14 protein-coding genes are annotated in these 12,229 nt (G+C 46.1%); 13 read left to right on the top strand and 1 reads right to left on the bottom strand.

Going from position 1 to position 12,229, the window contains the following annotated elements; translation table 11 throughout:
• Positions 1-9: 9 nt before the first annotated feature.
• The 11 genes from hisC (at position 10) to ypjB (ending at position 10,024) form a co-directional block, all read left to right on the top strand.
• A complete protein-coding gene (gene hisC, locus BTA30_RS02610) occupies positions 10-1,092 on the top strand; it encodes a histidinol-phosphate transaminase (protein ID WP_076759003.1) in 1,083 nt (360 codons plus the stop codon).
• Positions 1,093-1,141: 49 nt separating this feature from the next.
• The gene (locus BTA30_RS02615; RefSeq protein ID WP_076758897.1) at positions 1,142-2,257 is read left to right on the top strand and encodes a prephenate dehydrogenase; all 1,116 of its coding nucleotides are present in this window, start codon (positions 1,142-1,144) and stop codon (positions 2,255-2,257) included.
• Positions 2,258-2,267: 10 nt separating this feature from the next.
• Positions 2,268-3,554, top strand: coding sequence for a 3-phosphoshikimate 1-carboxyvinyltransferase (gene aroA / locus BTA30_RS02620; RefSeq protein WP_076758901.1), 1,287 nt, complete (start codon positions 2,268-2,270; stop codon positions 3,552-3,554).
• Between the two features lie 238 nt (positions 3,555-3,792).
• The gene (locus tag BTA30_RS02625) at positions 3,793-5,067 is read left to right on the top strand and encodes a tetratricopeptide repeat protein (RefSeq protein ID WP_076758904.1); all 1,275 of its coding nucleotides are present in this window, start codon (positions 3,793-3,795) and stop codon (positions 5,065-5,067) included.
• Between the two features lie 68 nt (positions 5,068-5,135).
• On the top strand, positions 5,136-5,675 hold the full coding sequence (locus BTA30_RS02630) for a ReoY family proteolytic degradation factor (protein ID WP_026587605.1): 540 nt from the start codon (positions 5,136-5,138) through the stop codon (positions 5,673-5,675).
• A gap of 81 nt (positions 5,676-5,756) precedes the next feature.
• Positions 5,757-6,203, top strand: a complete 447-nt coding sequence (locus BTA30_RS02635; protein WP_076758908.1) for a YpiF family protein — start codon at positions 5,757-5,759, stop codon at positions 6,201-6,203.
• 146 nt (positions 6,204-6,349) lie between these two features.
• Positions 6,350-6,856, top strand: coding sequence for a QcrA and Rieske domain-containing protein (locus BTA30_RS02640; protein ID WP_076758910.1), 507 nt, complete (start codon positions 6,350-6,352; stop codon positions 6,854-6,856).
• 2 nt (positions 6,857-6,858) lie between these two features.
• Positions 6,859-7,533 carry a menaquinol-cytochrome c reductase cytochrome b subunit gene (gene qcrB / locus BTA30_RS02645; RefSeq protein WP_006636390.1) on the top strand — a complete coding sequence of 225 codons (675 nt, stop codon included), beginning with the start codon at positions 6,859-6,861 and terminating at the stop codon, positions 7,531-7,533.
• A gap of 31 nt (positions 7,534-7,564) precedes the next feature.
• Entirely contained in the window at positions 7,565-8,332 is a 768-nt protein-coding gene (locus BTA30_RS02650) for a menaquinol-cytochrome c reductase cytochrome b/c subunit (RefSeq protein ID WP_076758912.1), read from the top strand.
• Between the two features lie 230 nt (positions 8,333-8,562).
• On the top strand, positions 8,563-9,147 hold the full coding sequence (lhaT, locus tag BTA30_RS02655; RefSeq protein ID WP_076759006.1) for a lipoprotein heptaprenylglyceryl N-acetyltransferase LhaT: 585 nt from the start codon (positions 8,563-8,565) through the stop codon (positions 9,145-9,147).
• A gap of 76 nt (positions 9,148-9,223) precedes the next feature.
• A complete protein-coding gene (ypjB, locus tag BTA30_RS02660; RefSeq protein WP_076758915.1) occupies positions 9,224-10,024 on the top strand; it encodes a sporulation protein YpjB in 801 nt (266 codons plus the stop codon).
• Positions 10,025-10,064: 40 nt separating this feature from the next.
• Here ypjB and BTA30_RS02665 read toward each other — a convergent pair whose 3' ends face one another.
• On the bottom strand, positions 10,065-10,937 hold the full coding sequence (locus tag BTA30_RS02665; protein WP_076758917.1) for a YitT family protein: 873 nt from the start codon (positions 10,935-10,937) through the stop codon (positions 10,065-10,067).
• 136 nt (positions 10,938-11,073) lie between these two features.
• Between BTA30_RS02665 and BTA30_RS02670 the strand changes: the two genes are divergently transcribed.
• Positions 11,074-11,412: a nucleotide pyrophosphohydrolase gene (locus BTA30_RS02670; RefSeq protein ID WP_076758919.1), complete on the top strand. Its 339-nt coding sequence runs from the start codon at positions 11,074-11,076 to the stop codon at positions 11,410-11,412.
• A gap of 11 nt (positions 11,413-11,423) precedes the next feature.
• Positions 11,424-12,227 carry a 4-hydroxy-tetrahydrodipicolinate reductase gene (dapB, locus tag BTA30_RS02675; protein WP_076758921.1) on the top strand — a complete coding sequence of 268 codons (804 nt, stop codon included), beginning with the start codon at positions 11,424-11,426 and terminating at the stop codon, positions 12,225-12,227.
• Positions 12,228-12,229: the final 2 nt, after the last annotated feature.

A 12,229-nucleotide genomic window follows, 5' to 3' on the forward strand; every position in this document is an offset into this window, starting at 1 on the left:
GACAGAATGTTGCAGATCAAAGAGCAATTAAAACAGTTAAAGCCTTACCAGCCCGGCAAGCCTATTGAAGAAGTCAAAAAAGAATTCAATCTGGATGCAGTCGTAAAGCTTGCTTCAAACGAAAATCCGTACGGCTGTTCTGAAGCGGCAAAAGAAGCTCTCCAGACCGAAGTTCAGCAAATGGCGCTTTATCCCGACGGCTATAGTGCGGCGCTTAGAACAAAGCTTGCCGGACATCTCGGCGTAAATGAAACAAACATCATTCTAGGAAACGGAACAGATGAAGTCATTCAAATTATTTCCCGCTCACTGCTAGGCGCGGGCACAAATACCGTGATGGCGAATCCGACATTCTCTCAGTACAAACACAATGCTGTCATCGAAGGCGCTGAGGTTCGGGAAGTCGCCCTGCTTGAAAACGGCTGTCATGACCTTGATTCCATGCTTGAGGCGATCGATGAACAGACAAAAGTCGTCTGGGTCTGCAGTCCGAATAACCCGACCGGAACGTATGAACAGGAGCAAAAGCTGATCCGTTTTCTTGAAGAGGTGCCTGAACACGTTCTCGCTGTCGTTGATGAAGCGTATTATGAATATGTAACAGCAGAAGACTACCCTGAGACCATTCCGCTTTTGAAACGCTTTCCGAATCTGATGATTCTCAGAACGTTTTCAAAAGCGTACGGATTGGCGGCTTTAAGGGTCGGCTACGGCATAGCTCCAGAACAGCTGATTCAGGCGATTGAACCGGCGAGACAGCCGTTTAATACAAACCGGCTTGGGCAGGCTGCAGCACTTGCCGCGCTTGGCGATCAGACGTTTATTGAAGAATGCGTGAGAAAAAACAACGAAGGGCTTAAGCAGTACTGCGATTTCTGCTCTGAGCACGGGCTGAAGTATTATCCTTCACAAACAAATTTTGTGCTGATCGATTTTAAACGGGATGCAGACGACCTGTTCGGCGAACTGCTCAAAAAAGGCTACATCGTCAGATCTGGGAATGCGCTCGGCTTCCCGGCCCATCTCAGAATATCCATCGGTACGAAAGAGCAGAATGAAGGGTGTTTAAAAACTTTAGCTGATTTGTTGTAAGAGGTGATGCTTCAGTCACCTCTTTAGTCTATTGAACTAGGTGATAATCATGAATCAATCGAATGAAACGATTTTTTTGGCTGGCTTAGGCTTAATCGGCGGTTCTATTGCTCTTGCGATTAAAAAGGAGCATCCGGGGAGACGGGTCATCGGCTTTGATGTGTCTGACGAACAGGCCAGAGCCGCGCAGAAGCTTGGCGTGATTGACGCCCCGGCCGTTTCTTTTTTAGAAGGAATCAAAGAAGCATCGACTGTTATTTTAGCTGCGCCCGTTGAGCAGACGCTTCACATGCTCGATGAACTAGCCGCTTCAGGCATCAAGAAAAAACTATTGATTACCGATGTCGGCAGCACAAAACAAAAGGTTGTCAGCCATGCTGAAAACGTTCTGCCGAAAGACTATCAGTTTATCGGCGGCCATCCGATGGCGGGCTCTCATAAATCAGGTGTGGCTGCGGCTAAAGATCTGTTGTTTGAGAATGCATTTTATATCCTGACACCTTCCCGCTCCGCAAGCATTGAAGCTGTCGCCTCTTTAAAAGAACTATTAAAAGGGACAAATGCGAGATTTGTAGAAATGTCTCCGGAAGAGCATGACGCGGTCACAAGCGTCATCAGCCATTTTCCCCATATCGTGGCGGCAAGCCTCGTTCACCAGACAGTCAAATTTGAAGACCAATTTCCGCTCGTTAAGCGTTTTGCAGCGGGAGGATTCCGCGATATAACGAGGATTGCCTCAAGCAGCCCGGCGATGTGGCGGGACATCCTTTTGCATAACAAAGATAAAATTTTAGAGCGGTTTGACGAATGGAAACACGAACTGGACAACATTCAGTCTTTTGTTAAAAATGAAGATGCAGACGGGCTGTTTGAATTTTTCCGGCAAGCAAAGGAATATCGCGATGGCCTGCCTTTGCGGCAAAAAGGCGCGATTCCATCTTTTTACGATCTTTATGTCGATGTCCCCGACCATCCCGGGGTCATCTCCGAAATTACGGCGATTCTCGCCGATGAACACATCAGCATTACGAACATCCGGATTATCGAAACAAGGGAAGAGATAAACGGTGTTCTCAGGATCAGTTTTCAATCTGATGAAGATCGCAAACGGGCTGAAAAATGCATTCAAACCCGCGCAAAATATGAAACATTTTACGCTGATTGAGGTGGAATAGATGAAAAGAGGAAAAGTCAGTTCACTAAAAGGAGAACTTCATATCCCGGGGGACAAATCGATCTCCCACCGTTCTGTTATGTTCGGCGCCCTTGCAGAAGGCAAAACGGTCATCAAAAACTTTTTGCCGGGAGCAGACTGTTTAAGCACAATTGCATGCTTTAAAAAAATGGGAGTTGAAATCGAACAGGACAAAAGCGATGTCACGGTTTACGGCAAAGGGCTTGATCAGCTGTCTGAGCCTGCAGAACTCCTCGATGTTGGGAATTCTGGAACAACGATCAGACTGATGCTCGGCATTTTAGCCGGACGCCCGTTCCACAGCTCGGTAGCGGGGGATGAAAGCATCGCCAAAAGGCCGATGAAGCGTGTAACAGAGCCCCTTAAGCAAATGGGGGCAAAAATCGACGGCCGGGCAGGGGGAGAATATACGCCGCTTTCTGTCCGCGGCGGGAACCTGGCAGGGATTGATTTTCAATCACCGGTTGCCAGCGCGCAAATTAAATCGGCCATCCTGCTTGCAGGGCTTCAGGCCAAAGGAACTACAACAGTGACTGAGCCGCACAAGTCAAGGGATCACACCGAACGGATGCTGTCGATGTTCGGCGTTAAGCTTGATGAAGATGAAACATCTGTTTCAATTGCCGGAGGGCAGACATTAAAATCGGCCGATGTTTTTGTCCCGGGAGACATCTCATCGGCGGCATTTTTCCTGGCGGCCGCTTCGCTTGTCCCGAACAGTGAGGTCGTCCTTCGCAATGTCGGACTGAATCCGACGAGGACCGGAATCATCGATGTTCTTAAAAAAATGGGCGCACATCTCGAAATTGAAAAAAAAGACGCCGGAAGCGCTGAGCCGTATGGTGATCTGAAAATAAAAACCGCTTCTCTACAAGCTGTCGAAATTTCAGGAGACTTAATTCCGCGGCTCATCGATGAAATCCCGATTATCGCGCTGCTTGCTACACAGGCTGAAGGCACAACGGTTATAAAAGACGCCGCCGAACTTAAGGTGAAGGAAACGAACCGCATCGATACCGTTGCTTCAGAGCTGAAAAAAATCGGTGCGCACATCGAGCCGACGGAAGACGGGATGAAGATTTACGGTAAGACGCCATTGACAGGAGGAGCGGAAGTCTCAAGCCATGGCGACCACCGGATCGGGATGATGCTTGGAATCGCAGCCTGCATTTGTGAGAATCCGATCGACATTTCGCACCCGGAAGCCGTAAGCGTATCGTATCCGACATTTTTTGAACATATCGAAAAGCTGGCTCAAAAAGTCTGAAGCCCTGTGCTTCAGGCTTTTTTGCCTGCAAACGCCGGGCGGCCCGGTTTTTAACATATAATCAAAGCTCGCGGCATAGCTTGTCTTAAGCAGACTTGAAATCCGCTTTCTTCAAAAAATGTCAGGGCAACATATTTGCCGGCAGGCACTTCCGTGAATTATGATAATAAATATCTCACCGCGATTTGCCGGCGAAAGATGCAGGCGACGATTTGACGAAAGAAAGGGACGTTTAGATTTGAATACTTCAATTCAAGAAGCCATAAAATTAGTTGAAGCAGGCCATACTGAAAGCGGATTGAAAAAACTTGCTGATGTCGAGCCTGACCTTCATGATGAAGACAAACTGGTAGCAGCCCAGCTGTACTACGAATGGGGAATTGTTGATAAGGCCATTGCCATTGTGAATGATTTGCATGAACTTTATCCCGAAGAAACAGAACTGACTTGTTTTTATGCCGAGCTCCTTATTGAAACCGATCAGGAAGAGAAAGCGCTCAGCGTTCTCGAAACGATTCCGGAAACAGACCGGGCATATCCGGAAAGCCTGCTCTTGATGGCCGATCTGTATCAGATGCAGGGGCTGTTTGAAGTCAGCGAGCAAAAACTGCTGAAGGCGAAATCGATTTTGACAGATGAACCGGTCATCGACTTTGCTTTGGGAGAGCTGTATTTTACTCAGGGAGCCTACGGAAAAGCGGTGCAGCAATTCAAAAAAGCGGCCCGCGAAGAAGCTGTCATCGGAGGTGTCAATCTTTATCAGAGGCTGGCCGAATCATTAAGTTCGTCAGGGGAGTTTGAAGAAGCGCTCGAATGGTATGAAAAAGCCGTCCGGGAAAACCCGGAGCCCAATACACTGTTTGGATTTGGTTTTACCGCTTTAAAAGCGGGGTATTCTAAAACTGCGATCAAACAATTAACAGAGCTCAAAGAAATGGATCCGGCCTATTCTTCGCTTTATAAGCCTCTAGCGAACAGCTATGAAGCAGAAGGGCTTTACGAGGAGGCATTTGAAACGGCCAAGGAAGGGATCGGCGTAGACGAATTCAATAAAGAGCTGTATCTTTCTGCAGCGAAAGCAGCCTTAAAAACGAAAAGGCATTCGGAAGCGAAAGATCTGCTTCGCGAAGCGCTGGCGCTTGATCCCGGATATATTGAAGCCGTCCACAACCTGCTTGCTCTTTTTCTTGAAGAAGAAGACCATGAGGCGATCATTGATCTTGTTCATGAAGTCCGCAAATACGGTGAGGACGATCCTAAATTCAGCTGGTTCCTGGCTTCAGCCTACGCGCAGGAAGAAGAGTACGGGAAAGCCCGGCAGGAATACGAGAACGCGTTTTTGCATTTTCAGGAGGACGGAGACTTTCTCTACGAGTATTCAGGGTTTCTGCTGGAAGAAGGGAGACGCAAAGAAGCTTTGCCGCTTCTGAAAAAACTGGCTGAGCTTGACCCCGCAAATGAGGAGGTCCAAGAGACGATTTTCCGAATAGAAGATGAAAATTCCTTTGAATAAGCAGGATATGATCGGTTTGTGTGGAATTATTAAAGTAATACACAAGAGGCGATAGAGGAGGGAATAACATGCAGACCCCTGTTTCTGTCAATGAAAAAAAAGATTTTATCCGCTGGTTTTTAAACCACTATCAGCTAAAACGAAGAGAATGTGTATGGATTCTCAATTATTTAATGAGCCATGACTCGCTAATGGAGAAAGTGCATTTTGTCGAGCAGGCCGAATTTTGCCCAAGAGGTATTATCATGTCCACCCACTGCGTTGAAGAAGTGCCTTTTCGTTTTTATAAAGAAAATGTCATGACAACTGATGCAGAAAAATCATTTCATGATATCAGGCTGAATAAGCAGCAGGATCTTTTCATCCAGCTGAATTTCCGCTCAGCCTATAACTCTCCGGAATACGCGGCTGTTTTGGAAGCCAATCCGCATATTCCGAAAGACCTTTACGAAAATGAAAAAGATAAAATTGTCGCTGAACAGATTTTGGAGCACTCCATCTCCACTTTTCAGAGACAAAAACTGCTGCGGGAAATAGACGAAGCGCTTGACCGCCAAGATAAAGAAAGCTTCGAAAAACTAGCTAAACAACTGAACCAGCTGCGATAGATCCGCCGCTAATCAAGCCTTGCATAACGCAAGGCTTGTTCAGCTATGGAGTAAGCGCTGTCAAAAAGGGGAGGAAAAAGAGTGAAATGGAATGCGCAAGATGCGGATGTTTATCTGAACGCAAAAGAATATATCGATACAGCCGTCATTCCGCTGATTTCGGTTCAATTGGGAGATCAGTTTAAATCGGCCGTATCAAAAGGAGAATTCACGTCTATACTGGCAGAAGAACTTGAGAGGCAGCTGAAAGGCCGCGTCTATCTGTTTCCGCCTTATACATATTTACAGGCTGATGAGAAATCAGTCAAGGATATTGCTGATTTAAAAGAAATGTCGGAAAAGCATTTTCGGCACACTGTTTTTTTAACGACTGATGAACAGTGGAAGCAAGTCCTCAAAGATGAGCAAAAACTGCTCTGGATTCCGGCGATTCCTCTCGAACATATGAAAGATTCTTTAAAGCAAAAGCTTTTGGAAGACCAAATAGAGCAAATATTGAACATTTTGTTACAATATTGGAACTCTTAATAAAAACACTTACATTTCCTTTGTATAATGATTTTGGGAATGTTGACCTTCCTAAAATATTGATATATTATGAGGGTGTCCTAGTTTCATGAATTTTTTTCTATTTCAGTTATATTGTAGCTGGGGACTTGAGGGGGGATATGAAGATGAGCGAAAAAAGACATCGGGTATCCAGACGTCAATTTTTAAACTATACGCTGACTGGCGTCGGCGGTTTTATGGCGGCCGGAATGCTCATGCCTATGGTTCGCTTCGCGCTCGATCCGGTTTTAAGACCGACTGAGGATCAGGACATGGTTCAGGTTGTCAGCGTTGATGAACTGACGAATGAACCGCAGCGCTTCGACTTCAAGATCAAGCAAGTGGATGCTTGGTACGAGTCTGAAGAATCGAGGTCGGCGTGGGTTTTCAAAAATGGGGAAGAAATTGTAGCTTTATCACCGGTTTGTAAACATTTGGGGTGTACGGTTAACTGGAACAGCGATCCTAAAAATCCGAACAGGTTCTTTTGTCCGTGCCATTACGGGCTTTATGAAAAGGATGGTACCAATGTACCCGGAACTCCGCCGCTTGCTCCTCTAGACCACTATGAGCAAGAGGTTAAAGACGGCTATCTTTACTTAGGAAAAGCCATGCCGAGGAAGGATGGGTGATCATGCTAAACAAAATTTATGACTGGGTTGACGAACGACTCGATATTACACCGCTTTGGCGGGATATTGCCGATCATGAAGTTCCTGAACACGTAAATCCCGCACACCATTTTTCAGCTTTTGTATATTGCTTTGGGGGACTGACGTTTTTTGTAACAGTGATTCAGGTGCTTTCCGGCATGTTTTTGACGATGTATTACGTTCCGGACATTAAAAATGCCTGGGAATCGGTTTATTATCTGCAAAATGAAGTAGCATTCGGACAGATTGTAAGGGGAATGCACCATTGGGGGGCGAGCCTGGTCATCGTGATGATGTTCCTTCATACGCTGAGGGTTTTCTTCCAGGGGGCTTATAAAAAACCGAGGGAGCTGAACTGGATTGTCGGCGTGCTGATCTTCTTTGTCATGCTCGGTTTAGGTTTTACAGGCTATCTTTTGCCTTGGGATATGAAAGCTCTGTTTGCGACGAAGGTTGGTTTGCAGATCGCTGAAGCGACGCCGCTGATCGGTCCGGAAATCAAAACGCTGCTTGCCGGTCATCCGGATATTGTCGGCGCCCAGACGTTGACGCGCTTTTTTGCCATACACGTCTTTTTCCTGCCAGCCGCTCTTTTCGGCCTTATGGCTGCACACTTTATTATGATACGCAAGCAAGGTATTTCAGGCCCGCTGTAAAATGACGACATAAAAAGAAGGAGGGGATGGCATGAAAAGGGGAAAAGGGATGAAGTTTGTCGGAGATTCAAGGATTCCGGCCGAAAGAAAACCGAATATTCCAAAAGATTATTCGGAATTTCCGGGAAAAACGGAAGCGTTCTGGCCGAACTTTCTGCTGAAAGAATGGCTCGTAGGAGCGGTTTTTCTGATCGGTTTTCTTGTGCTGACCGTCGTTCATGAGCCTCCGCTGGAGCGGATGGCCGATCCGACAGATACCGGTTACATACCTTTGCCGGACTGGTATTTTCTATTTCTGTACCAATTGCTCAAGTATGAATATGCTGCTGGACCATATACGGTGGTCGGCGCCATTGTTATTCCGTCAATTGCTTTCGGCGCGCTCTTACTGGCGCCGTTTCTCGACAGAGGTCCTGAGAGAAGGCCGTATAAACGCCCGGTTGCAGTAGGTCTAATGCTTTCGGCGCTGGCGGCATCGGTTTTCTTAACATGGCAGTCCGTTGCCACCCACGATTGGGCCGCTGCTGAGGAGCAGGGCAAAATCAAGGAAGAGGCTGATATTGATACAAGTGCAGCAGGATTTAAAGTTTATCAGGAGCAAGGCTGTATCTCATGTCACGGAGATAACATGCAGGGAGGAGCTGCCGGACCGTCTCTCGTCGATAACGGCTTGTCTCCGGAAGAAATTGCGAAAATCGCCAAGGAAGGAAAAGGAGAAATGCCTGCCGACGTTTTTAAGGGTTCTGATAAAGAGCTGGAAGAACTGTCTAAGTTCATCTCGGAAACAACAGCGAAGTAAAAGTGTTGTCAAGATGATAAAGGCAGGCTATACTCATGATAGAGCTGAAGCTGACGCCTGGTCAGCCTCTCGAGGCTGTCGACTATGTCGATGGCCTCTTAACATTTGGCTGCGCTTCCTAAGAAGGTGCAGAAGCCGGAGGGCGTCTGCATCCTGCCGTGTGGTTTGAGGTCAGAATAGCGAACTCGGCGCCGGCTTTTTTTATTTAAAGAGACTGTGAGTTGATTGCTGTGAAATTGATTTCCTACATACTCGGACAAAAACCGATGCTTGCCCTGCTTTTGATCATTAATTTTTTCGGCACCGTATACGGATATTATTGGTACCTTCCGCAGCTGATGGATACACCGGCAAAATTTCTGATCTTTGTTCCGGACAGCCCGACAGCGACCTTATTTTTTTTATTTGTTTTGATCGGTCTTTTATTCAAAAGAAATGCTTCTCTGTTTGAAGCGCTTGCGCTTGTCACGCTTGTCAAATACGGGCTGTGGGCCGTTGTCATGAATATTCTTGTGCTTGTGACGACAGGAAGCCTTCATTGGACCGGATATATGCTGATCGCATCTCATTTTGCGATGGCTGTCCAGGGTGTTCTGTATGCGCCGCATTACCGGTTTAAAGGATGGCATTTGGCGCTTGCGGCAGTTTGGACACTGCATAATGACATCATTGATTATGTGTTCGGGATGATGCCAAATTATTCGATGCTTACCCAGTACATGCCGCAAATCGGCTATTTTACGTTTTGGCTCAGCATCGCATCGATCGGTCTGGCATATTATTTTGTGCTGTCACGGAAAGCTTTTAAGCTGTAAGCTTCGGTCAACAATCTTGGTCTAACCTTGTCCCTCTCTTCATATTCTTTAATAGAAGGAGTAGGAGGGACCGTAAATGATACGAAAGGTGATCCTTTGCATACTGCTTGTGCTTATGTTTCCTGCGGACGGTTTGATAGCCGAAGAATCATCCGCTTTACAGGAATTGACCGAGCTGTCTGATACGGTATTCCAGCTAACAAGACAGTCTCAGTATGACGAAGCAGTTCAGATTCTTCATTATTTTGAAGAGCGGCTGAAAGCAGCAGAGAGAGACGGGACAGAAGATGTGATGACAGGGTCCGAGATTCGCCAGGTCAGCTTGGCACACCACGACATGCTGAAAAGCCTGGAAAGCGAAGAGACGGAGAAAAAAGTCAAGTTTAAGGCCGCAGCACAGTTTAGAATGCTGATGGACGCGATCGAATCCGATCATGACCCGCTCTGGGGCTCTTTGAAAAAACCGATTATGGATTCCTTTAGATCGCTGAAGGCTGATATTCAAAAAGAAGACAATCTGACGTTTCGGGAACAGTGGAATCATTTTTTGTCATTGTATGATACGATTTATCCGAGTTTAACGATTGATATTTCGCCAAAACAATTGAGAAGTGTCTCCAACCATATTGAAGTTGTCGAGCACAGAGATTTTCAGCAAATGACGGAAAGCAGCAAGCTTGAACGTCTGACGCTGCTGGAAAAAGACTTGGAAGATGTGTTTAATCAAGTAGAAGAAGATGATGCAGACCCCTCCCTTTTATGGGTCATCCTGACAACCGGAAGCATCATCCTTTCCACGCTGACATACGTGGGATTCAGAAAGTATAAAGCTGAAGGGGACAGGCACAAAAAAAGAGAAAAAGATTGGCCGAAATAAGAAGCTCTGCTGATCGCGAGCTTCTTTTTGCTTGATGGAATCAGCGGGAAATGGGATTTTTATTTTCGTCTAGTGTAAAGCCTTCTCCCAATACATCGTGAACATCGCTGACAGCAACAAAGGCATGGGGATCGACGGAAGTAATCACATTTTTTAATAGAAAAACTTCATTTTTCGGGACGACGCAGTATAAAACATCGCGCTCTGTTTTTGTATAAGATCCCTGGCCTTTTAAAACGGTCACGCCTCTTTCCATTTCCTCGATGATTTTTTGCTGGATCTGCTCGTTCTTTTCAGAGATAATGGTGGCGCCTTTTGCTGCGTATCCGCCTTCCTGCATGAAATCAATCACTTTGGAAGCAACAAATACGGCAACTAGCGTGTACATCGCCTCTTTATAGGAAAGGTAAAAAATTAGAGACAGTGTAATCACGCAGGCGTCAAAGACAAACATGGCTTTTCCCATCGGCACTTGAAAATATTTGTTGATGAGCCGTACGATAATATCGACGCCGCCTGTCGTTCCGCCGTATTTGAAAATAATTCCCAATCCAGTCCCGATAAATACGCCGGCAAAAAGCGCCGCCAGCGCGAGATCATGCTGAAGCGGCATATGTATTTGGAAGCGCTGAAAAATCCACAAAAACATAGACAGGCTGACGGTTCCTAGAATCGTATACATAAAAACCGTTCTCCCTAAGAGCTTCCAGCCGATAATAAAAACCGGAATGTTCAACACCAGATTGGAAATGGAAGGATCGATATGAAACAGAAAATAAAGCAGCAGGGTGATGCCGGTAAAACCGCCTTCTGACAGGTTGTTCTGCATATTAAAATGAACGAGTCCAAAGGAAAAAACAGCGGCTCCTGCTAATATAAACAAGACATTTTTCATTCTGATGTCTCCGAACATAAAAAAACCCCTTTCCTTCCATAAGCTGGCGTTAATATTATAGTGTATCCATTTCAAAACAGCAAACCCGTTTTAAACATTTGTCAAACTTGTTTGAATTCGCTAACATGTAAGAGATGACAGGAGGTTTTACCGTATGACGAAAGAAAAAACGATGAAAGATATACAGCGTGAGGTTGATGAATACATCGGCCAATTTAAAGAGGGCTACTTCAGCCCGCTTGCAATGATGGCCAGGCTGACAGAAGAACTCGGCGAACTCGCCAGGGAAGTCAATCATCATTACGGTGAAAAACCGAAGAAAAACACCGAAGCTGAAAAAAAGATGGAAGAAGAAATTGGCGACGTGCTGTTTGTTTTAGTTTGTTTAGCCAATTCGCTTCATATATCATTGGATGAAGCACATGATATGGTCATGGAGAAATTCAACACCCGTGACAAAAACCGCTGGACAAGAAAAGAAGAAGGAAAGTAGAGGAGATTCACATGTCAAAGGAAACCATCAAAATCGTAATCGCCGGACCGCGCGGAAGAATGGGAAGCGAGGCTGTCAAGCTTGTTGAAGACACCCCTCATTTCAAGCTTGCCGGTGCAATAGACCGTACATATAACCGTGACAAACTGTCAGATGTTTTACCATGCCGTTCAGATGCCGTCATTTATACGGACATACACGAATGCTTTTCAGAAACAAATCCAGATGTGCTCATTGATCTGACAACGCCTGAAATCGGCAAAGTTCATACAAAAATCGCTTTGGAGCACGGCGTCCGTCCTGTAGTAGGCACGACAGGCTTTTCTGAAAGCGATTTGAGCGAACTGATGGAGCTGACGGACGAAAAAGGAATCGGTGCGATTATTGCGCCAAACTTCGCGCTCGGAGCCGTCCTCATGATGAAATTTTCGCAGATGGCTGCCAGCTATTTTGCCGATATCGAAATCATTGAACAGCACCATGATCAAAAGCTTGATGCGCCGAGCGGAACAGCTTTGAAAACAGCGGAAATGATTTCGGCTGTACGCGAAGCGAAACAACAGGGGCATCCGGATGAAACAGAAATTTTGCCGGGGGCAAGGGGCGCAGACCAAAACGGAATCCGCCTGCACAGCGTCCGCCTGCCGGGATTGATCGCCCACCAGGAAGTGATGTTTGGAGGAGACGGACAAACCCTTAAAATACGTCATGATTCATACAATCGAGCATCCTTTATGTCCGGTGTGAAGCTGGCTGTTGAACAAGTGATGAAAATCGACCAGCTTGTCTACGGCCTCGAAAATATAATAGAGTAACA

This window comes from Bacillus swezeyi (assembly GCF_001969815.1).
Classification (GTDB): domain Bacteria; phylum Bacillota; class Bacilli; order Bacillales; family Bacillaceae; genus Bacillus; species Bacillus swezeyi.